This window comes from Paenibacillus wuxiensis, from assembly GCF_040195695.1.
GTDB classification, from domain to species: Bacteria; Bacillota; Bacilli; order Paenibacillales; family Paenibacillaceae; genus Paenibacillus_B; species Paenibacillus_B suaedae.
This window is the reverse complement of record NZ_JBEFZI010000008.1, coordinates 190,400-212,648: the sequence shown is the minus strand read 5'-3', so window position 1 is coordinate 212,648 and position 22,249 is coordinate 190,400. Positions and strand designations below refer to the sequence as shown.

Genomic DNA, 22,249 nt, shown 5'->3' with positions numbered 1-22,249 from the left:
AATTAGAAGTGGGTCTTCAATACACATATTAGGAGGGTCAGACGTGAAAAGAATGCGGAATATGTTATTATCACTTACGCTTATCTTGAGTCTCGTCGCAACAGCTTGCACAAGCAAGACAGCTGAAACTTCTCAGCCAACAACGGATAAACCAGCAGAAAATACAACAGCAGAGAAACCAGCTGAAACACCAGAAAATACAGTAATTGAAGCATCTACGGTTCGTGCGAAGGATCCGTATTTGAAATTTGATGCAGGTGAAACGTATGACAAGAACGCCGTGTATGATGCTTATGAGAAAGACGTTGGCGTTAAAATTACGAATAAATGGATCGTTGATGGAGTCGTAAGTGGACCTCAGTTCCAAGAGAAGCTCAAGATGGCAATTGCAACTGACGATTTGCCAGATTTCTTCCCAGCTACACCAGCTCAATTACAGCAGTTGATTGAAGCAGATATGATTCAGGACTTGACTGAAATATATGACAAATACGCAACGGATGAAACGAAAGAATTCTTGATGCGTGATGGCGGATTGCAGATGAAATCCGGTACATTTGATGGTAAGTTGATGGGGATTCCAGAGTCAGGAACTGCGTTCACGCCTCAATTCGTATGGGTGCGTACGGACTGGCTGAAGCAGCTGAACCTGCCTGAGCCGAAAACGCTGCAAGACCTGATTAAAATTATGGAAACGTTTACAGCTAAGGATCCAGGAGGCACTGGAAAGTCATATGGTCTGGCATTGAATAAGGAATTTTATGAACCTACAGGTGCACTTGGTCTCACTGGATTCATGAATGGATACCACGCTTACTTGAATCAATGGATCGACGATGGTAAGGGCGGATTGATGTTCAGTGATATTCAGCCTGAAATGAAAGAAGCACTTCGCTCGTTGCAAGATATGTTCAAGAAGGGGCTAATTGATCCAGAATTTGCAGTTAAGGACATGATGAAGGAATCTGAAATGATCTTCAATAACCAAATTGGTGTACTCTACGGCCCAGAGTGGACTCCTGCGCATTTAGCTCAAGGTGCGGTTAAGGATGGCAAGGTTGTTCAAGAATGGAAGCCATTCCGCCTTCTCTCCATTGATGGTACGGAAGCATCCACGCAAATTGAGCTGGGAACGGAGAAATATAACGTTGTCTCTAAGAAAGCGAAGAATCCGGAGGCTATGGTTAAATTGTTGAACCAATGGATCGCAATTGATAATCACCCGACGGAAGAACAGAAGGTATACGAGTACGGCAAGAGCATGAAGGAGAGCGGCAATAACTATTGGCAGCTCAGCCCGGTTATGGCGTTCAACCAAGCAAGCGATAATGGTTCCGTATTGCCTAAGGCAATTGAAACGAAGGATGAGAGCTTGCTGAAGACGAAAGACCAGAAGACACGTTATGCTCGTGCGATGAAATATGTAAATGGTGAAGATATTTCAATGTGGTGGGAAATGCTTATCTCTGGTCCAAACGGAGCAGTCTCAAATGTACCATACATGAAGGAGCACAACCTGTTCCATCGTAATAAATTCTATGGTGCACCGACACCAACAATGGTGGAAAAACGTGAGCTTTTGAAGCGTAAACGCGACGAGCTCTTCATTAAGATCATCATGAACCAAGTACCTATCGACGAATTTGATAAATTTGTTGAGGATTGGAAGAAACTCGGTGGCGATGACATGACGAAGGAAGTAAACGAATGGTACGCAGCAAATAAATAATTTCACGGGGAGAGCGGAGTATGTTCCGCTCTCTTTTTTTTCTGCGTCAGGCACCGTAAATGATTGCAAATACGCTTACCGGGAAGTGATTCTATTAGATTTAAAGCATACAGGAGATGTGGAATCGCAACAGTTGTATATAGAAGTAAAGACCAGTATATGGTATGGGATTTGCCCTGAGACTACAATGAAGATAGTTCTTATTAGATATGAGGTACTCTCTTCTGTATAAATTATAACTACAAGTAGGTGAAGCTGAATGAATCAATTATCTCGGATGTGGAAGCGTGAATGGCAGCTGCATTTGATGCTCATTCCCGCACTGATTCTTATCATTGTGTTTAGTTACATTCCGATGGCGGGCATTATGATGGCGTTCCAGAAGTATATCCCGACGAAGGGATTAATGGGATCACCATTCGTGGGATGGAAGAACTTTAAGTTCCTGCTGGATTACCCAGATGTCGGACGCATATTCTTCAATACGATATATATCGCGTCGATGAAAATTATCGCTGGTCTGATTGTTCCCATTACGATTGCGATTCTCCTGAACGAGCTACGCAAGGAATGGGTGAAGCGGACGTTCCAGACCTTGGTCTACTTGCCGCACTTCTTATCTTGGGTCTTGCTTAGCGGTATAGTCATAGATGTACTGTCTCCGTCTACCGGGGTTTTAAATCAATTGCTAGGGTTGTTTGGCATAAAGCCTATCTTCTTCTTGGGGGACAATAATTGGTTCCCTTATATCATGGTCGTTACAGACGTATGGAAGGAATTTGGCTTCGGGACGATCATTTATTTGGCGGCACTTACAGGCATTAATCCAGCGTTGTATGAGGCTGCAGAGATTGATGGGGCTGGACGTTGGAAGCAGACCTTATATGTTACCTTGCCGGGTATGCTGCCGATTATCGTACTCATGCTTACGCTCAGTATCGGTAACGTATTGAATGCTGGGTTTGACCAAATCTTTAACTTGTATAGCCCGCAGGTATATGAGAGCGGAGATATTATCGATACGTTCGTCTATCGAATGGGTGTCGTGGAATCGCAGTATGGATTTGCCACAGCAGTTGGACTGCTGAAGTCAGCTGTTTCCTTTATTCTGATTTCCGTTTCATATGTCATGGCCTATCGCTTCGCCAATTACCGCATATTCTAGTCAAGGAGGACGATCATCGTTATGAAAAAGTCGTTAGGCCGACAAGTCTTTCTCGGATTCAATGTTCTATTTCTAGCTCTCATTTCGATACTATGCCTCATGCCACTTGTTCATATATTAGCCGTATCATTCAGTTCAGGTTCTGCGGCATCTGCAGGCAAGGTCATGCTCTGGCCGGTGGAATTCACGACTGCGGCGTATCAGAACGTATTCGGCAGACCAGAGTACTTGCGAGCTTTCTGGGTTACGGTTGAGCGTTCCGTATTAGGTACGGCCTTCAGCATGTTCTTAACGATCATGACCGCATACCCATTATCCAAAGAAACTTCACAGTTCCGGATGCGAACGATTTATGTATGGATATTCGTATTCACCATTCTGTTCAATGGTGGCTTAATTCCATGGTATATGACCGTGAAAGCCGTTGGTATTATGGATACGATCTGGGCTTTGATACTCCCAAATGCAGTTCAAGTATTCAATATCATTCTGTTGCTTAACTTCTATCGCGGCTTGCCGAAGGAGCTGGAGGAATCGTCGAAGATTGATGGTGCAGGGCATTTCACAACCTTGTGGAAAATCTACGCCCCGCTATCGGTTCCGGCATTGGCAACGACGGGACTCTTTACGGTGGTATGGCATTGGAATAGTTGGTTCGACGGTATGCTGTTGATGAGTCATCCTGAGAAATATCCATTGCAAACGTTCCTGCAGTCGATCATTATAAAGATGGATCTGCGTTACCTGAAGCCTGAAGAAATTGAATTAATGCAGAAGCTGTCTGACCGTACAAGTAAGGCAGCTCAGATCTTCGTTGCTGCATTCCCAATTCTAATTATATATCCATTCTTACAGCGATTCTTCATTAAAGGAATTGTAATGGGAAGTGTCAAAGAATAATAGTAGCCGAAACCTCCAAATGTAGGGAGAAAATACGATGAAACTATTATTCCGCTTAAAAGACTCTTCCATCTTCATGAAGATCATGGCTGTATTTCTAATCGTATTGCTCCCCCTCATGATGATTACGTTATTCATCAATGAGCGGGGAGCTAATAGCATTCAGCGGGAAGTATCGCGTTCTACCTTAAATACGACAAGCTTCTACCTCGACTCGCTCGATAAGGAAGTCGAACGAATTATCCGTTACTTGCCGAATTATGTAACGGACAACGATTTACTGGAGTTAGCTGCACTAGGGACGGACTTGACCGCCTACGAGCGGGCCAACAACATTACGCTTATTCAGAAGCGATTGGAGCTCATGAAGAATTCGAGTCCGTTTATTCGCGAAGCCAAGGCATACGTACCGAAAATTGATCGTACGCTGCTCAGTCAGCAATATGATACGACGCTCAATCGAGAGGAATTTGCTGCCATGCAGCATGAGAGTCCTTTCTACAGCAAGCCGTTCATATACTGGAACGATCGACTGTTTATTACCCTGCAATACCCGACGACTACTTTCAAGGATCCAATCTATTTGGTTGGTGCGGAGCTGTCCGTTAGGAAGATCAAGGAAGCACTTGATCAGATTGCGGGCTCTCTGAATGGAGAGACGATGCTGCTGAATGTGGAGCACGAATGGGATATTCGCAGCAATGAGCAATCGACACTGTACGATTCAATGAAGGAGTTTATTCAACAGAAATGGAACGAAGAGAAGCATGAAGGCTACGATATCGTAGAGTATGATGGGGAGCGGTATTTGACGGTTTACAAATACTCCGCTGTATGGAGTTCTTACTCTGTGACCTGCATACCGGAATCAACCGTTCTGGGGCCGATTCAGAAGTATCGGCAATGGTTCTGGTGGGCATGTGGATTGGCTGTGGTGGCAGCGCTCTTTTTCTCTTACTCCTTAATGAAGCTCATGTATAGACCGCTTATGAAGCTCATTCATGCGTTCAGGCGGGTGAAGCAGCTTAACTTGACGCCTGTTCCGATTGATCGCGGCCATGATGAGTTCGGATATTTGTATCAGGCGTTCAATGATACCGTGCACTCGTTGAAAACACTCATTGAACAGAATTACGAGCAGCAAATTCGAAGCCAGCGCTCGGAACTGAAGCGGCTTCAATCGCAAATCAATCCCCATTTCTTGTACAATTGCTTCTTTGTACTGTGCCGGCTTATTAAGTCGGAGGACAAAGAGAAGGCATACCAATTCTGCTTGTATATCGGCGAGTATTTTCATTTCATTACCCGGAACGATGAAGATGAAATTCCGCTAGAGATGGAAGTGAAGCATTCCTCGACCTATGTAGAGATGCAATCGATCTGCTACGGGGATCGGATTCAAGTGTTCCTCGACATCGAGAGCCAGCCAATACGCGTACCGCGTCTTGTGCTGCAGCCGATCATTGAGAATGCCTATAAGTATGCATTCGGCAATATGCGCGGAGCAGGAGAGTTGTGGGTGCACAGCGAACAGGTTGAAGATGAAGTTGTGATCAGTGTCGAAGATAATGGAGATGACTTAGACGATGAGAAGCTGAATGAGCTTTGCAATCGCCTTGCCAATTGTACCAATCACATCGATGAGACGACAGGGCTAATTAATGTACACAGACGGATACAGCTTCGCTACGGAGATTCATATGGATTGAAATTGTCGCGTTCTGAACTTGGCGGACTGAAGGTACGTATACATCTGGGGCTTGAATAAAGGAGGAGATCGGCATGCGACGAATGCTCATCGTAGACGACTTGCCTATTATTGTAGATGGTTTGCTGGAGTTATTTCAGGGCATGGAACATCTTGAGCTCGATATTTTGAAAGCGTATTCGGGTGAAGAGGCATTGGATATGATGCGCAGGTCCGCTTCGCCCATAGATATTGTTATCTCTGATATTAAAATGCCTGGCCTGGAAGGGATTGAGCTGCTTCAAAATATTAAGCAGAGTTGGCCGAACTGTAAAGTGATTTTCTTGACGGGCTATAATGACTTCCACTATGTCCAGAGCGCCATGGCGCTCGGCGGATTCGATTATATCTTGAAAATTGAGAGCGATGAGAAGATCGTTGCTGCCGTTGAACGGGCCATTGCTCAGCTTAACAAGGAATGTGAGCAGATGCGCAGGCTGGAGCAGGCGCATTATCGGATGCGGCAGGCGCTGCCGCTGCTGCAGAGAGAATATGTGTGGGAGCTTCTAGAGGGCAAGGCGGAGATGCTGAGAGGGATCGAGCGTCATTTTCAAGAATATGATATTCCGCTACGTGCCGATCTGCCTGTCATGATGGTGGTTGGCAAGGTGGATGCTTGGAAGAATTCCTTCAGTTCACTTGATAAATCCTTATTGCTGTATGGTGTACAGAATATCGTCGAGGAGTATGTCACCCCGTATATGGAATGCTTCTCCTGCCCATTCGAGCATTCCAAGCTTGTATGGCTGCTGCAGCCGCGAATGACGCAAGACGGCAATCATAGCTATTCCTACTCCAGTTATGAGTCTCATGAGGATGTGATGTCCGAGTCGGAAGTGTGGAAGTCATCACAGGCTCGCTTGAACGGAGTTATGGGCATGATTCAACAGACCTGTCAGCGCCTTCTGCAAGTAACGGTATCCTTCGCACTCAGCAGTACATCGACGGAATGGGCAAGTGTGGCGGAACGATTCCAGATGCTGAAGTATTGCTTCGTGTCGGGGGAGCGGCTGCCTAAAGAAGTTATTTTGACGGATTCCGATATTCTGCAAATGCAAGAGTGCGGGAACGGTACGGATACGCAAGATTACTTTCAACATAACCGAATTCAACTGCTGCTGAAATGTCTGGAGAACAATCATCGCAAGGAGTATTATGAATTGTTCCTGCGCATCACGAAGGATTGGAACAATGAGGAGGAGAGCAGCTATGCTCGGAAGATGGCGTTGTATCATTCCTTGTCGGCGCTGTTCCTATCCCATTTAGGAGAGAATCCGAAGTTGAAGCAAGAGGTCGGCGCGAAGATGGATATTAGTTTCTTGTACCAGAAGAAGGAGTCATTCACATGGCTCGATCTGAAGAAATATTTCTGGGAACTCGCTGATCTCATGTTCGAGCGGCAAGAAGGAAGAGAAGAACAGGTTCCGGGAGAACTGATCAAGCGAGTTCATCGGTACATTGCCAATAATTTAACCCATGATATCTCGCTGATTGCGATTGCGAACGAGGTAGGGTTGAATCCTTCCTACTTATCTAGACTATATAAGCAAATGACAGGCATCGGGATCTCCGATTACATCAATGATTATCGCAATCTGCAGGCGAAGGAATGGCTGCTCAATACCTCGAAGAGGGTCAATGAGATCGCGTCCGCACTTGGTTATAATTCTGCGCTGGCCTTCATTCGCTTCTTCAAGAAGCAGAATCAGATGACGCCGCTTGAATATCGGATGAAGCTGCAGGAGAAGAACGTCAGGGAGGGAATGTCCTAGAGCCCTAGAGCTAGAGCGTAGAGATTGTCCAGCAGTGCGGCAAGTGAAGTTCGCAAGTTCGTAAATTCGCAGATTTGCAGATTCGCATTCGGATGCATGTTCATTTTTGCAAGTTCTCTAGACCTTCAGTCATGGCAAGCTTGGCTGGAGGTCTATTTCATTTTGTTCTGCAATTCTTTTTCCACAATTAGGTTGGCCTCTCCATTGGATGTTATTTATAATGAGTGTTATATGCCCGTAAATGGCGGGCCGTATGAATCGGAATGCCGTCTTTAGCGATATGAACTATACGGAATGTGATGGTTTGGTGTGATAGGTGATAGGAGGTTTAGCGGAATGAGGGGAAAGATCGGTTCTTTTTTAAAATTTTGCGGCGGTTTTCTCATATTTGCGCTTGTACTTAGTATCCTTGGGATGCTTATGGATCGATCTATGTTTCGGAAGGATTATCTAATGATATGTCTGCTTGTATTTCTTCTTCCTGGATTGGTGCTCCGAAAAATTGGAGGCAGTATGAAGAAAAAAGCAGATGAACGCGAGCAATTGCGACAGCTAGGGCTTAATCCGCCTAGCATGGCCTTTCAATCATTCCTGCGATTTGCAGGTGGGTTTCTTATGTTCTTATATGGGATCGTATGGTTTGGTATGATCGTGAACTGGTCTACACAAGGAGATAAGTTCATGTTGGCAGCTATTTTTGCGCTGCTCTTTTTCACACCGGGGGTATTGCTCTGGTGGGCAGCATCAGGATTGGAGAAAAGGTCACAGGAGCGCTTTAGAAGAGAGCATCTAGCTTATTTCGAACAGGAGCCTGTGCCAATGCCTTCGTATGCGCCAACAATTGAGGAGATCGTTGAGGAACCTCCAGCGCAGCCGATTCGTCGTGCAGAAATGGAAGCAGCAGCTAGTTCGACTGTACCACAGACTGCACCACAGTTGCCCAAAATGATTGCATGTTCTAGCTGCGGCGCACAAACGAGTGTATCTCCTAGCTCCACCTCAACTTGTGAGTATTGCGGTTCAACGGTGACTTATCGGTAATCTTATCGTGACGTAAGATAGCAGTCAGGGGATAAATTCCTTTGGCTGCTTTTATTTTATACAAGTAATTGAGGAGATTCATATACAGTAAAAAGTGATTTATCTCCGCTCCGTAAGTGACTAAATTGTCACCTTCACTGTCACTTGAAAGTCATTTTAGACAGATAAAATGAAATCCATCAGCATAGATATGGAAATCGGCTATAAAGGAGTAAACCATGACTAAACAGCAGCGTAAGATTATGTTGGGCATAACCATATGCTATACATTTTTGATTCTTTATTTTATATTTCTAGCTTTCGGTAGAGTAGGTACCATAGATCAAAAGGATGGTTATACCTTTATTCTTATACCGGACAGTTTTTTTAGGCTGCCAAGTGTATCAGATCTTCTACATCCTACTCTGATGGACTTGGTTGGATTTGGAAACATTGCGGCTTTCATTCCTTTTGGCATTTTGATTCCGTTGTTATATCGAACGGGCTTTATTCGATTCATTGCATTGTTCATCCTATCCATTCTCGTGATTGAAACGATTCAGGCACTAACGTTGCTCGGCAGCTTCGATATTAACGACGTAATTGAAAACTCATTAGGCGCAGCAATCGGATTCTGGGCGTACAAACTTGGCTTTCGTACAAATAATATCCGGAAAAGTATAGCTGCCACGGGCATTTTCATTGTTGTCCTTATGACTGTGGTTTGGGGGAGCTTCGGGATTGTTGACAAGGCGTTTACCCAAGAAATGGGTCCCTTTGTGGCGTTGAACGAACTGATAGACAGCACCGGAAATACATCAACGGGCACAAAACCATACCGTTTCAAAATTGGCGGTCAAACCGTAGAGCCCAAATATAATGTGTATAGTATCGATGGAAAAAATAGGGGGACATATACGTATTCGTTAGGCAATAAAGAGCTTTATCTTTCCTTGTTTTATGGAGTTCCCGATCAGAAGGAGTTGCAGGGGAGAGTAAGTGTGTCCGTTGATGGACATGAGTTCCTGTCTGCGTCTGCAGAACGCCATGAGCCGGAAATATTCACAGTTTATCTCGAAAAGGCAAATGAGCTGACGATAACCATTGAAGGAAATGAAACATTGTGGGATGTTGCTTTTAGAGAGATGAAATATTATTGGAGCTGGGAAAAGCGCGAGCAATAAGGCGAAATCCGAATGCTGTACAAGATAAGGTGAATCATGACTAGATTGTACATCGATAGAAGCTCGCCGATCTAAATAAGCAGCCAGGGGGACGAATCCCTTGGCTGCTTTAATTTATATGACGAATTGTATATAAAGTGTGACAGTTACCATTAAATAATCCTACATGCGCAAGGATGGTCTATAAGAGTCATCGCTCAAATCGTATGATGGATTAATGCTTTCTTGCAACGATGGCGAACCGTTGTTCATTCGTACGAATGCCCTTATCTGTGCTATTGTCGGCGACGAATTGCTTGAAGATGCGCATATCGTCCTCGAATTGCCCGAAGTTCGGTATCGTTGGCGTATGTATAAGGATGAACATCAGATCTTCTTCGGTCTGATAATACTGTGTCAGATTGATTTCATAGGATTGGATATTCATGAATCCAGCTTCGCCAAGCTCTTTCTGATATCGACGCAGCAAGGTGCCGGATTCAACGCCGCTGCTTTGTCCTCTGCCGAATGCCTGCTTCAGGTTGAGCTTGTTGCCTTCACTGATTTGTTGGGTTAGGAACACGCCATCGTCCGTCAATACCCTAGCAACTTCTGTGGCATTGAATTCGGAATGTCGACATGTGATGATGTCGAAGTGTCGATCTGGGAACATAAGCTGCTCTGCATTCATCTGCATAAAGCGAACATTGGACTTCTGAGCTGCTGCCAGATTCGCTTGTGCCGTACAGACCATGCTTGCAGAAGCATCGATTCCAACGAGCAGAAGCACTTGACCTGCGATCGGCAGCACGGATTCACCGCCACCTGTACCGATGTCGAGCAGGATGTCCGACTTGGCGCACAGCTTGCCAGCCTCATGGAATAGCTCCCAATTCGTCCCCTCTGTAGTTGATTTCACTTGACTGAAATCCCAACCGTTCAGCCTGCCTACTTGATCATAAAATTGTTTGTAATCGAAAGAGTTCATATTGATTCCGCCTTCCAATAGTATGTGAAATTAATGGGAATACGAGTTGTCAGATCGGCAGGAACTGTACAACTGCATATCCTTCTGAATGGATTCCATTTCGTTGCGCGGCTCTCTGGTTCCGTTAGGCTCAAAAGGGCAGACTATCCCCTTGATAGCTGGTACGCGTTTTGACCCAGCCCGGAACCTACATACCTCGAACGTTGCGGAATGACATCCATTTCACCTCATTGGAAAGAATGACCGAATTATATCATGGGAAAAGATTGAAGGTCAAAGCATTATCTCTCTTGATCGTTATCTCATAGAATTCAATAAACCATATAAATCTTATATAGCAAATATTGGGTATCGTGTTACAATAATAGATACTACGTGTCTGCTGGCGGACGATGCAACTTCCACGTCCCAGTCAGGCCAGAGCTTCTGGAGGAAACCGTGAAACCGGATTATGCTGGCATTTGTTTGAATCGAAATGTTGTGCTTCATCATTCCTATAAAGTGAAGAAAGTAATCGCTTGCAGCGAGCTGGCCAATGTATATGCGGGACGGAAGCTGGCGGACGGAGCGGCGGTCATCGTGAAAGAGTTCTACCCGAGGCAGGTAGCTCTTCGCGATCTGGACAAGCGAACCGTGCTGTGCCGTGTACCCTCTGTTCAACGGCAGTATGATGAGCTGCGGGAGGCCTTCCTGATGGAAACGCAGATGCTGCAGCAATTGAGCCACTCGAACATCGTTCGCCTTGTGGATTATTTTGAGGAGAACGGGACGCATTATATGATAATGGAGTATTGCAAGGGCATCTCGCTTGAGCGATTTGTTGAAGAAGGCAGGCTTGTTTCCGTGGCCGATTTCCTGCGCGATACGATACTGCCGCTTGCATCTGCGCTTGAATATGTCCATGCGCAAGGCATCATTCATCGCGATATCAAGCCAGCGAACATTATCATTGGAGAGGACGGTCAGCCGAAGCTGCTCGATTTCGGTTCTGCTATATACTATGAGAAGACGGGTCATCGGATTTTTACGAGCACGGGATATTCGCCGCTTGAATTCTATTCCGAAAAATCGCAGCAGGGAATCACGTCCGACGTATACAGCTTTGCAGCTACGATGTATTTTTGCCTAAGCGGCCGCACGCCGAATGATGTGACTAGGCGCTTGTTCCAGGATAATCTGGAATCGGTCAGAAGCCTAAACCGCAGCGTCAGCCCACTGATGGAGCGCACTATTCGCAAGGGACTAGCGGTTCGACCAGATAAGAGGCATGCTTCCATGAAGCAGATGAAGGCCGCGCTGCATGCGGAACGAATTCTGCTGGCAATGGTTGAGCGCTTGCTCGGCAAGCACAAGGCGCGGCAGCAGGATGATCGCAAGCAGGCTTAGAAGTAGGATGTAGGTGCAACTACGTTTGCAACAGGTCATGTTGTACGATTTACATCAATATGGTGTGCTAGGTGGCATTTATAGGATTTGCTGCATAAAGCGCAACATGGCATAACGATGCACTATTAATAAATAATGAGAGGCTGTCCGAGTGTGGGACAGCCTCTTTATTTACTTATTGAAATCTAGGTTCTAATGAACTGAATCAGCCCCTGATTTGTATCTACTTCCATTGTCCCTACCGGTTGTTGATTTCATTTAGCGTGACATTGCAGACGGATCTGCATACGATACAGCGCCCTGTTTAACAGCTTTATAGCGCAGCTCGATCTCCGTTATCCCATCCTCGAACGTAATGTACAGCTTATCATTGTATTCAAGCGTTTCCGTATCGTTCGGCTTAATAGGCGTACGTCCCTTGGCCACCGTACAGTTGGTACGGTGCTTGATTCGGAGTGTGCCGTTCTTGCCAGCCTCGAACAGGATATGGGCGGCTTCCGGCAATGGCTCATTCACATCCAGGCGAGCAAACAGCTGCTGCAGGCTTATCTTTCGCGTTTTGCCGAAGGAAGTAAGTGGCCAGTATTTAACGGGAACCTCATTGCCACTTGCCGTGTTTAAGAAGTACCCTTCCAGTCTCCCAGTGAACGTCGGCTTTGGACGCAGCAGCACGTATAGTGCGAATAAGGCAATCAATGCAGCCAACGCACAGCCTCCGATAATCCAATAACGTTCCCACACCGAAGAAATCTTCACGTACAGCTTTCCAGTAACCGTTCCCCCCTCAGGGTCGGTTGCCGTTACGGTTATTTCCGAAGAGCCGGAATGCAGCGGGGACAGGTAAAGCGCCGCCCCTTCGACACGTGCCTCCATTCGATTTTTATGATCGCTGGAGACAATCTTGTACGTCAATTCATCTCCGTTCGGATCGGTGAAATAATCCTTGAAATTCAGCTTCGCCTCGCCATCTTCCTTCACGATGCCAATTTGATTCTGTCCGGACAATACCGGCGCTTTATTGACGATTTCGAGCATGCTGCCTGCGGTTTCTCTGAAGAAATGAGGCCCATTCATGACGACAGTCCAGTCGTATTTCCCTGATGTCCGGAAGCGATGCTCCGCCGAGAAGCCTGTCCCGTTGTTCGTCATCTGCACGCGTTCTTTCTGCTTCGTCTGCCGATTGGTGATAACAAGCTCTGCCTGTACGTCCATGTATACATCCTTATCTTCCAATGGCTGCTTGTTCGACAGGGAATACAAGCGAGCCGTGAAGGCTGTCGGCAGTCCTTTCGTCGCTTCCTTGGAAGTCAATTCCCCGACTGCTCGCATGTTATAGCTGCCAAGCAGGTTCACCTTTACAACATCGCCTGTCATTCCCCTGAACTTCAAAAGCAGCTCGCCTTTGCGCGGCTCGGGAATCTTCATCAACGTATATTTGCCGGATTTATAGAATCGCGCATTCTTGGTGCTGTTATAGAGCTGAGACTCCAGCAATGGGCTCTGAGACAGCAGAATGAGATTGGCTTCCGACATGCTGGAGTTCGGAAGAGGAACCTTTACTTCCTGCATGCCTCCAGTGGCCGTTAACGCGGCAATCGGTACGAGAACTGATTGGATTTGATCGGCGAAAATGCGGTTGAATATATCAGGCAGCTCTTCTGCGCTTGTCGTGACATACGAAGTGCCGCCGGTCTTTGCGGCAATGGTCTTCAGCTGCTTCTCATTCACCGAGCCGTCATGATTCAGGCCGATGGTGTAAATAGGGTATCCCTGCTTGTTCGCCTGCTGAATGACGCGCTCTACGTCCTGGTTCGAATCGGCGATCGTTCGGCCCGTGTAAGCATTACCGAAGTCGGTGCCCCCGTCGGACAGTAGGATAATGAATGGCTTATGGCCTTGTCCAGTTCCTTTCCCAGCGATCTCGGCTCCCTTCTTCAAGCCGAGGCCTAGATCCGTGTACCCATAGCGGCGCAAGCTGCTGATCTGACGCTTCAGCTTCTCCTTCTGCCTGGGCTCAGCGAGCGAAGTTAGCGGCTCCGAGGCCACGATTCTGTCGTTATAGGCAACGAACCCAATACGCGTGCGTTCCGAATCGCTCATGTCCATGAACATATTGACGACTTCCGACGCAATGCCTTCCTTGTCGGTCTCGTTCATGGAATAACTGACGTCCATGACGAATACGGCATCGATTCCTTGTGCAGAATCGGCCTGAGCTAGGGTGTGGATAGGTATCAGGGCTGATGACGTTAGGAATAACAAGCAGGTCGTAAGCAGGAAAATCATAGATTTGAAAATATTTCGTCTACACATAAAAACTATATACCCACCTTTTAACAAAAAATATAAATATTTTTTGTTTCGATATAAAGTATTTGTTAGATTCTACCGAAATATTTGGGAAAAGGAGGAATGGTGTCTGGGATACTGGGCAGTTGGTACTGTCATCCTATCTCAAATCATCGGAAATAAGTACCAAAAAGTGAAGGGCTAACGACAAATTTTTTTCTTGATTTGGGTAAATCAAGGGGATTTATAGCGAATTTGAGCGACAAATAAATAATATTGACAAATTTGGGATGTTCTCTCTAAGATTTAAATAGAACTAATCACCCAAATTATAGAAAACTGTATTTGCGAAGGTATGATTTCTCTTGCATATCTAGTGCGAGAAGACTATTGCAACGAAATAGAGAGGAGGAAGCATAAAGCGTGCATACCAGTCCTAGCTTATGCGTTCAAGCGTAAGTTAAGTTGGTTGCCGTTTTTGTGCTGACATTATGGACATTATCAGTCAAACGAACCGAGCCATGCTTTTCGAGGAGATTAACCCGGAAATGCTGGATCTGCTGACCATCGTAGGTGATGTCAAAGGAATTGACAGCCTCAGTGACGACAAGATCAAGGAAGTGAACGAGCACCTGCTTGTTCGGAGCTTTGATGAGTTCCTCGACAAGTTCTCTCCGAGCGTGTATTCGTTCTACAATGCAGCCAATCAGAAAGTGATGTATACGCTGAAGAAGCCGGAGGGAATCGCGGAGGATTGCATCTCAGAAATTAAGATCGACCAGAACAATGATTTTCTGAAAATGCTGTTCACCCTGATCGATACGAAGCGCAGTCAGGGAATTACGAACGTCGATTTCAAGTTCGAGAATTTGCTCGACATGATTTCGCCAAAGAAGGTGATGGACGATATTCGCCAAGTGCGCAAGGAAATCCATTACTTGTACGGCCAGTATGACAAGCTGGATGAAGGGGATCCGAAGAAGCTTGATTTGGGCGATAAGCTGAACGGGATGTTCGAGGATGCCAGCAAAAATTACAACAACGTGATGGCAATGCTGCCGCTCGCGATTGAAGATATCAAGACACGGCTCTTGTTGGGCGGCTCGCGGGAGGAGAATCAAGCCGAGGCGATCCAAATCGGCATGCTGACGATCGGTGAGTCGGGCGAATTGAAGATCATTGAAGCGCCGAAGAGCGACAATACCGAGCTGATGCTCTTGGATGACAACAGCGGTACCGAGCTTTCGAACGTGTTCGGCGAAGATTATGAATCCATTACAGAGACGCCGTCTTCTTACGTGAAGGATTTGGTAGTGCGTACATTCTGTCCGCTGCCAGCGGTACATAACGAGGTCGATACGGAGACGGAAGTACAAAACTATAATACGTATTTGGAGTTCTACAAGAATGCGAAGGATGACTTTGTAAAAACAGTCAAGCCGCTCGTGGAGAAGATACTGGGCGTACGGATGTTCTTCGATCAGTATGCGACCAAGAACAAGGGAATGCTTCCGTCCATGCTCATCACGAACGCGAAGCTGGATATGACCGTGAAGAGCAGCAATATTCCGCGCTTGGAGACGTATCTGAACACGGTGAACTCAAAGAATGAATTCTCCGACACGATCTGGTTCGGGATCGTGCCGTCCGTCGAGCTGGAATCGGCCGGCAAGGTGAAGGTGTCCCGTGAACGCTTCCGCGGCAACGGCAAGACCGTGAAGCAGGAGGGCAACACGATGGAATCGCTGTCGATGCTCCTGCAAGTCGTGAAGGACTATAAGGTGCAGGTATTCTTCAACTTCGAATCTGGAGAAGAGACGACCTTCAACAGTCTGGCAACCACCGGTCTCGACAAGTATATCGACAAGTGCAGTAGTATGGTTCGCAAGGAATACAGCGAGTTCGCCATTCCATGCATCCCGAACTTCACCATTATTCCGAAGGATAAGTCCGGCGTTATCATCGATAGCCGCATGCTCCACACGGAGGACGGCGTCAAGCTGTCCCAAGATAAGGAAGACATCTTGAAGCTGTGGATCGAGGGTGTGTACGTAGGCGCCGCTTATGTTGCTGCCGGGGTCGTTGCCGCCTATCAGTGTCCTGAATATTTGCGCGAATCGTTCAAGAACGTCAGCCGTGACTATCCGGGCGTACGCTTCGATATTGAAGCAAGCGACCATGCGCTGCGCGCGGTTACGACGATGGCGAAGGAGATTACTGGATTTACGAACAACATCAAAGACGCGATCAACTATAAAAACTTTGGCTTCGTCTTCTCTTCCGAGAATGCGCAGCTTCAGGATAAAGACATCAAGCGAATCACGGTATACAAGGCCAGAAGCATGGCATTGACCGAGAATGGCTTTGATTCCATATACAAAACGCTTGTCAGCACCTATATCGAGCGGATTCTCCGCTTCCAGACGGGTGACTTCAAGCATGAGAACATCGTGAAATTCTTCAGCAATAATCCGAGCAGCCAAAGGAGCAAGTGGCTTGGTACGCGCGGCTTTGTCAACTCGATCATTCAAGACGGGGATGACATGTCCTATGTGATAGACGACAAGAGCAATCTATGCCATATCGATCTTGTGTTCAACGGCAATGTGAAGAATCTCGAAGTCATGATCACGAAGGGCACTACGCCTGTTAAAGCCTAATGATTAGAAGCTTGGCTGGCATATGGAAGCGTATGTTAGAGGCGTGCTTCAAGCGCGCCTTCCAACATAAATCCCGTAAGCATTCCATGCTTGCGGAACCTAAATTATTTTCATTCAAGGAGGCAAAATTCATGGGATTCATACTTAGAGTAGAAGGCGCAGAAACGATCGAGCTCGGCATGGACAACATTCAGAAAGTTGTGTATGACACGGACACACCGAACGATTCCAACGCAAGATCGACGGACGTGGGCGCGACGCTGCGCATTTCCGGCAAGATCATCACGGCGACTGACGGTGACAACGCTGACGACACGAAGAAGCTGGCATTGTGGTCGCTCGTTCCTGCTGAGAAGGCGGACTGCTACCGCAAGGTAACGCTTGAGGTTGTCGCTGCGGATCAAGTGGTGCGCAAAGTGTATTTCCCGAACGCATTCGTGGTGGACTACTCCGAAACTTACGGGGACACGGAAGGCGTAGGTACATTCACGCTGTACATCAAACAAAAGAAAGACAAAACCGAACTGGCTACAATCGACGGCGGTTACCCGGTATAAGCAGGTACGTCCTGTTCTGGTGGCAGTGCGGACAACAAATATTAAGAGGCTTACAGCCTCTTAATATTTTTATCCGATACACTGGGAAATTCATGAGAAGCATTGCAATATTTTGTTGAAAACCGTTAGAAAGGCAGGGGCGAGGCGAATGACGAACTATTATGAACTTCTGGGCGTACAGCGGCATGCATCGCCTGAAGAATTGAAGAAGGCATATCGGCGGCTCGCCAAGCAGTATCATCCCGATGTAAATGGGGGAAGCAGCGAGGCGGAACAACGGTTCAAGCAGATTCATGAAGCCTACGCGGTGCTTCAGGATGAGGCTGCACGGAAGGCTTATGATGATAAGCTGGATGGCATGGAGCGAGACTCCGGACGAAATCATCAATCTACCCATTCAAGAGGGAGAAATGCAGCTTCTGGAAAAGCGGCAGGAGAACGGGCGAATTTTGATCCACGGAACGTGGAAGCCAATTTCGCGCGATTTTTCGGCTTTGATCCAAAAACGAAGAAGCCAATGCAGAACGGCGGCAAGGACGCGGGGAATCCGATAGATACGTCCGAGATGTTCCAACGCTTTTTCGGTATGAACAAGAAAAAATAGAGTGGCTCTGCCGATTGCCTATGCAATTCGGGTACGGCTTCGGCGACTATACGCACGCGGTATGGTATTTTCGGACGAATATGACAAGGCAGAGTGACATGTGAGACAGCTCCGAACAAGCTAGCAAAGCCATCGTTTTGCTTTAAGTACGGTGCTTTTTTTAATAAAAGGGATGCACATGAGTTGAGCGAAGCAACGGAGGAATGAGATGTGAGTAAGCAAAATAGCAGCGATCAAGTTCACCGTCATGCCAATCGAAAGAGCGGGTGGATCGCGCTCATTGATATAGGGGTTGCAGCCATTGTGGTTGCTGCTCTGTTATATGTGTACATATGGAACATCGATCCCGTCCTGAAGGCGGCGGTCGGAGTCCTTCTGGCGATCGCGATAATCGTGTATGCGGCGCGACGTTCCGGTAGTCGTGAAGCAGGCCGGCAGGACGAAGTCGACACCATTGCCAAGCTTGTACTCCTGAATGATGAGGGAGAGAGCGTAAAGGAATGGTACATCCACGGCGAAACATCCTTGCTTATCGGCAAAACCGGTGCAGAAGGCGAGGTTGACATAGATCTGTCGGATTCGGAATATGCGTCGCTTATTAGCAAGCATCATGCGGTGCTCAATTATGCCTCGGGCCAATGGTTCATCGAGGATCTTGATTCCCGCAGCGGGGTTGGCATTCGAAGAGCTGGGGGGAAAAGGGCGAATCAGTTGGAACCGGAGGAACCATGTCGGATTCATTCCGGAGATGTCATCAGCATTGCCAACACGCGGTTACTGGCGAAATAACGAACGATATATTGACTTCATGATCATAAGAGAACTATTCAAATTGACGGGGGAATGAAGAAAGATGAGTCTGACAAGATGCGCTAACGGACACATGTTCAGTACGAGGAAGCATGGCAGCATATGCCCTTATTGCAGCATATCGGTGGAACAGCCGCAGAATGTGGACGCGAAGAGGCCGCCGCACGTGGAGGACAATGAGAAGACGATGCCATACCTAGGGGAAACGACCGGCATCGAGCCGGTAACCGGCTGGCTCGTATGCATTGAGGGCCCTCAGCTTGGTCAGGACTATCGGATTATGGCGGAGAAGAATTTTATCGGGCGCGCAGAGGAGATGCATATTCGCATCTTGGGCGACAATGCCATCTCGCGCAGAAATCATGCGGTAATCGTATATGATCCGAAGAAGCGCAATTTCTACCTATTGCCAGGAGATGCCTCAGGACTTGCTTATCACAACGAAGAGGCCGTTTATTCGCCGGTGGAGCTGGCAGCGTATGACGTCATTCAGCTCGGTCGCAGCAAATTTATCTTCATTCCGCTCTGCGGCATACATTTCGAGTGGAATCACAATATGGGTTAGGGATGATGACCACAATGGATGTACAGAATTGGGTACCGTATTTGATCGTGTTGACTTGTACTGCCGCAATTCTGCTTCTGCTGGGTGTGCGGCGCCGGCTGCTGCTGGATACGGTGAGCCTTGAGCCACCTGCGTCCGGCATGCCGATCGGCAATGGGCAGACGATTGGCGCTCGTGAAGAGCAGGACGATTATTTCGCCAGCGTCACGACCGCACACGGTACGGCCGCCGTACTTGCGGACGGCATAAGCGGCCTGGCGCACGGCAGAATGGCGAGTACGCTCGCGGTAACCGTATTTATTCGAGAGTTCCTCAAGTTAGAGCATATTCGGGAAGTCCAGAGCTTTTTCGCGAAGGCGGCCAAGATAAGCAATACGGAAATTTTGCGGAATTTGAAGGGCGCGCCTGGAGGGACGACGCTGGTAGCTGCCGTCATTGCGGATGATCTCCTGTATTGGGGGGCTGTGGGCGACAGTATGATCATGGTGTTCCGGGAAGACAATTTCATCCGGATGAATGAGCGTCATATCTTGGAGTCGGTGCTGCAGGAACGCTGCTTAACGGGGCAGATCACAAGGGAAGAAGCGATGGAGCACCCGATGAAGAGGCGGCTTATCAATTACTTGGGATATGAGAATTTCAAGAGCATCGAGATCGGCAGCGAGCCGTTCAGGCTGCAGCCGGGAGACCGGATCATTCTCTGCAGCGATGGGGTGTACAACACGATGACGGAAGTGGAATTGGAGCAGATTCTGTCCAAGCCGATTTCACCTCACGATGCAGCCGAGGAGATCATCGAAGCGATCGAACAGAAGAGATTGGCCAATCAAGACAACGCGACCATTGTCATCGTAGATAACGCATGAAGCCTGTTGTTCCTGGCTTCGGTAGATTTCTGGGAGAGACAGATCGAATCGACCACTTTACTCGCTTTTGATTGTGTGAAGGCGGGAATTTCCTTTTTGAACACGAGCTCCGTGATAGGTATGCGAATCATGGGACAGGAGAAGCGGGGGTAAGGATGAGAAAGGAGAACAGCGACTTTAAGACCAGCTTCGTGACGGAGGCCGGTTCTTTTCTACATAATAAAGACTATTTTGCCTATGTTGAACTGGATGATATGGCCTGCTGGGTCATCGCGGACGGCTTGGATTCGGACATGGAAGTGGACAGTGCCGAGATGGTCGTCAAGAGCATTCTTGGTCGATTTACGGAGAAGCCGACGATGTCTTCGCTGCGGTTGAAGCATTACATGCAGGAAGCGCATGAATGGCTGAGAACGGAGAGCAAGCGCGTGCGCCTTAAGGCAAGCCTGATTCTGGTCGTGACAGATTATGCGAAGATTCGCTGGGTGGCAGCGGGTAATGCCCGCCTGTATCATTTTCGCGGCGGACGCTTTTTCGGTCGCAGCAGGGATCAGAGCTTGGCACAGTCGATGAAGGATGCCGGAGAAATCTCGGAAGAAGCGATGGAGGTTCATGAAGAACGCCACAATCTTCTTCAGTATATGGGGCAGCCGGAGCGCCTGGAGCCGTATGTTTCGAAAAAGGTTCCTTTGTCTGAAGGAGATGTTCTGCTGCTGTGCACCCCTGGCTTGTGGGAGGATGTCAACGCAACGGAAATGGTCGACGCACTAACGGATGCGAAGGAGCCAGAGGATTTCACGGACACGCTTGAGGACGTGCTGCTCAGCAAGCAGCGGCAAACCGTGAGCAATTACACGGCTGTTGCTGTGTATGCGAACAAGGTGTTCAAGGAGGATCCGAAGCGTAAATGGCGTTTGCTGAAGAAGTGGCTGTTGGCCCTGATCGTGCTGCTGCTGGTTGGCGGAGGCGCGACTTTCTACTTCGTAAAGCAGGCGGCGATCAAAGCGGAAAATCTGGAGAACATGCTCGAATATCAGAAAAGTGCAGACATGTATATGAAGGATGGCGATTATCCGAAGGCCATTAAGGATTACAGTGAGGCGCGCAATATGGCGATTCGGTTGAAGGACAAGTTCCACCGGGACTTTTTCGCGAAGAAGCAGCGCGTGATGCAGCTTATGGTGGACGGAGATGAAGCTTTCAAGGGACAGGACTTCGCGAAGGCGCTGGACAAATACGGGAAGGCGCAGGAGGAAGCAAAGCCATACAAAGAGTTCAATCATAAGCAGCTAGAGGAGAAAATAGACCGTTCCCGCACGTACATGCAGGTTATGAACTGGGTGCAGGAAGGGGACAAGAAGTTCGAGGCACAGGATTATGTTGGGGCGCGCAGTTCTTACCAGAAGGCACGGAAATCCGCGCTTGAGGAAGGGTACACCGACGGAGAGAAGGATATCCGAGCCAAGCTCGATTCAGCGGAAGAGAAGCTTGCTGGTTTGCGGAAGGAGAAGCGGCTGCTGGAGGGCGAGAAGTATGAGAAGAAGGGCGACCAGCAGTTAGCCGGGCAGGATTATCTGGGAGCTATCGATGCTTATTCCGCCGCGCAGCAAATCTATCAGGAAATCGACATGCTGGAACGTGTGCTGGGCATGGAGCGCAAGATCGATAAGGCGCTGGTCAAGCTGAATCCGGCGCCGCCTGCTGCACAGCCTCCTGCCGCCGCGAATGGAGGCGGGACCGCAGGAGGCAATGCCGGGGGCGGAGGCGCAGCGGGCAATACGGCAGGCGGATCTGCGCCGAGCAACGCTGGAAGCGGAGGCACAGCGGGCAATGCGGCGGGCGAATCTGCACCGAGCAACGCCGGAAGCGGAGGCACAGCGGGCAATGCCGCTGGTGGAGCCGTGCCGAGCAACGCCGAAAGCGGAGCGGCTGCGAGCAGCGGATAAGGGATGCCAACGGGGAATGCTTCAACTGCCGGCAAAGGGAATGAAGCTCCATCCCCTAGCAGGGAGAACAAGGGAACAAGGA

General features: G+C 48.0%; 17 protein-coding genes. 15 read left to right on the top strand and 2 right to left on the bottom strand.

The features are described from left to right. Positions 1–52 precede the first annotated feature (52 nt). The 7 genes from ABN764_RS19755 (at position 53) to ABN764_RS19725 (ending at position 9,517) form a co-directional block, all read left to right on the top strand. Positions 53–1,729, top strand: a complete 1,677-nt coding sequence (locus tag ABN764_RS19755; protein ID WP_446672956.1) for a type 2 periplasmic-binding domain-containing protein — start codon at positions 53–55, stop codon at positions 1,727–1,729. 259 nt (positions 1,730–1,988) lie between these two features. Further along, complete coding sequence (locus ABN764_RS19750) at positions 1,989–2,894, top strand: ABC transporter permease (protein ID WP_021255445.1); 906 nt, start codon at positions 1,989–1,991, stop codon at positions 2,892–2,894. 21 nt (positions 2,895–2,915) lie between these two features. Continuing rightward, the gene (locus ABN764_RS19745) at positions 2,916–3,794 is read left to right on the top strand and encodes a carbohydrate ABC transporter permease (RefSeq protein ID WP_021255444.1); all 879 of its coding nucleotides are present in this window, start codon (positions 2,916–2,918) and stop codon (positions 3,792–3,794) included. Between the two features lie 37 nt (positions 3,795–3,831). Continuing rightward, entirely contained in the window at positions 3,832–5,562 is a 1,731-nt protein-coding gene (locus tag ABN764_RS19740) for a sensor histidine kinase (RefSeq protein ID WP_446672834.1), read from the top strand. 14 nt (positions 5,563–5,576) lie between these two features. Next, positions 5,577–7,313: a response regulator transcription factor gene (locus ABN764_RS19735; protein ID WP_446672833.1), complete on the top strand. Its 1,737-nt coding sequence runs from the start codon at positions 5,577–5,579 to the stop codon at positions 7,311–7,313. Positions 7,314–7,649: 336 nt separating this feature from the next. Then, the gene (locus tag ABN764_RS19730; protein ID WP_446672832.1) at positions 7,650–8,354 is read left to right on the top strand and encodes a hypothetical protein; all 705 of its coding nucleotides are present in this window, start codon (positions 7,650–7,652) and stop codon (positions 8,352–8,354) included. A 218-nt stretch (positions 8,355–8,572) separates the two neighbouring features. After that, positions 8,573–9,517 (top strand): VanZ family protein, encoded by a 945-nt coding sequence (locus ABN764_RS19725; RefSeq protein ID WP_446672831.1) that lies wholly within the window; start codon positions 8,573–8,575, stop codon positions 9,515–9,517. Between the two features lie 214 nt (positions 9,518–9,731). Here the strand turns inward: ABN764_RS19725 and ABN764_RS19720 are convergent, their stop codons facing one another. Beyond that, the gene (locus ABN764_RS19720) at positions 9,732–10,484 is read right to left on the bottom strand and encodes a class I SAM-dependent methyltransferase (protein WP_446672830.1); all 753 of its coding nucleotides are present in this window, start codon (positions 10,482–10,484) and stop codon (positions 9,732–9,734) included. A gap of 438 nt (positions 10,485–10,922) precedes the next feature. Between ABN764_RS19720 and ABN764_RS19715 the strand changes: the two genes are divergently transcribed. After that, entirely contained in the window at positions 10,923–11,870 is a 948-nt protein-coding gene (locus ABN764_RS19715) for a serine/threonine protein kinase (RefSeq protein ID WP_072730053.1), read from the top strand. Between the two features lie 258 nt (positions 11,871–12,128). Here ABN764_RS19715 and ABN764_RS19710 read toward each other — a convergent pair whose 3' ends face one another. Further along, positions 12,129–14,183: a vWA domain-containing protein gene (locus ABN764_RS19710; RefSeq protein ID WP_446672829.1), complete on the bottom strand. Its 2,055-nt coding sequence runs from the start codon at positions 14,181–14,183 to the stop codon at positions 12,129–12,131. Positions 14,184–14,650: 467 nt separating this feature from the next. Here ABN764_RS19710 and ABN764_RS19705 point away from each other — a divergent pair, with 467 nt between their 5' ends. The 7 genes from ABN764_RS19705 (at position 14,651) to ABN764_RS19675 (ending at position 22,167) form a co-directional block, all read left to right on the top strand. Next, positions 14,651–16,819 (top strand): transcriptional regulator, encoded by a 2,169-nt coding sequence (locus ABN764_RS19705; protein WP_446672828.1) that lies wholly within the window; start codon positions 14,651–14,653, stop codon positions 16,817–16,819. A gap of 131 nt (positions 16,820–16,950) precedes the next feature. Then, positions 16,951–17,376: a hypothetical protein gene (locus ABN764_RS19700; protein WP_021255435.1), complete on the top strand. Its 426-nt coding sequence runs from the start codon at positions 16,951–16,953 to the stop codon at positions 17,374–17,376. Positions 17,377–17,524: 148 nt separating this feature from the next. Beyond that, positions 17,525–17,980, top strand: coding sequence for a J domain-containing protein (locus tag ABN764_RS19695; RefSeq protein WP_446672827.1), 456 nt, complete (start codon positions 17,525–17,527; stop codon positions 17,978–17,980). Positions 17,981–18,190: 210 nt separating this feature from the next. Continuing rightward, entirely contained in the window at positions 18,191–18,769 is a 579-nt protein-coding gene (locus tag ABN764_RS19690) for an FHA domain-containing protein (protein ID WP_021255433.1), read from the top strand. A gap of 64 nt (positions 18,770–18,833) precedes the next feature. Then, positions 18,834–19,355 carry an FHA domain-containing protein gene (locus tag ABN764_RS19685; RefSeq protein ID WP_315746975.1) on the top strand — a complete coding sequence of 174 codons (522 nt, stop codon included), beginning with the start codon at positions 18,834–18,836 and terminating at the stop codon, positions 19,353–19,355. Between the two features lie 14 nt (positions 19,356–19,369). Then, positions 19,370–20,221: a PP2C family protein-serine/threonine phosphatase gene (locus ABN764_RS19680; protein WP_268625015.1), complete on the top strand. Its 852-nt coding sequence runs from the start codon at positions 19,370–19,372 to the stop codon at positions 20,219–20,221. A gap of 155 nt (positions 20,222–20,376) precedes the next feature. Further along, positions 20,377–22,167: a serine/threonine protein phosphatase gene (locus ABN764_RS19675; protein ID WP_446672826.1), complete on the top strand. Its 1,791-nt coding sequence runs from the start codon at positions 20,377–20,379 to the stop codon at positions 22,165–22,167. Positions 22,168–22,249: the final 82 nt, after the last annotated feature.

Coding starts and splice junctions, on each gene's coding strand:
- ABN764_RS19755 (WP_446672956.1), top strand. CDS start 53: ATGCGGAATATGTTATTATCACTTACGCTTATCTTGAGTCTCGTCGCA.
- ABN764_RS19750 (WP_021255445.1), top strand. CDS start 1,989: ATGAATCAATTATCTCGGATGTGGAAGCGTGAATGGCAGCTGCATTTG.
- ABN764_RS19745 (WP_021255444.1), top strand. CDS start 2,916: ATGAAAAAGTCGTTAGGCCGACAAGTCTTTCTCGGATTCAATGTTCTA.
- ABN764_RS19740 (WP_446672834.1), top strand. CDS start 3,832: ATGAAACTATTATTCCGCTTAAAAGACTCTTCCATCTTCATGAAGATC.
- ABN764_RS19735 (WP_446672833.1), top strand. CDS start 5,577: ATGCGACGAATGCTCATCGTAGACGACTTGCCTATTATTGTAGATGGT.
- ABN764_RS19730 (WP_446672832.1), top strand. CDS start 7,650: ATGAGGGGAAAGATCGGTTCTTTTTTAAAATTTTGCGGCGGTTTTCTC.
- ABN764_RS19725 (WP_446672831.1), top strand. CDS start 8,573: ATGACTAAACAGCAGCGTAAGATTATGTTGGGCATAACCATATGCTAT.
- ABN764_RS19720 (WP_446672830.1), bottom strand. CDS start 10,484: ATGAACTCTTTCGATTACAAACAATTTTATGATCAAGTAGGCAGGCTG.
- ABN764_RS19710 (WP_446672829.1), bottom strand. CDS start 14,183: ATGTGTAGACGAAATATTTTCAAATCTATGATTTTCCTGCTTACGACC.
- ABN764_RS19705 (WP_446672828.1), top strand. CDS start 14,651: ATGGACATTATCAGTCAAACGAACCGAGCCATGCTTTTCGAGGAGATT.
- ABN764_RS19700 (WP_021255435.1), top strand. CDS start 16,951: ATGGGATTCATACTTAGAGTAGAAGGCGCAGAAACGATCGAGCTCGGC.
- ABN764_RS19695 (WP_446672827.1), top strand. CDS start 17,525: ATGACGAACTATTATGAACTTCTGGGCGTACAGCGGCATGCATCGCCT.
- ABN764_RS19685 (WP_315746975.1), top strand. CDS start 18,834: ATGAGTCTGACAAGATGCGCTAACGGACACATGTTCAGTACGAGGAAG.
- ABN764_RS19680 (WP_268625015.1), top strand. CDS start 19,370: ATGGATGTACAGAATTGGGTACCGTATTTGATCGTGTTGACTTGTACT.
- ABN764_RS19675 (WP_446672826.1), top strand. CDS start 20,377: ATGAGAAAGGAGAACAGCGACTTTAAGACCAGCTTCGTGACGGAGGCC.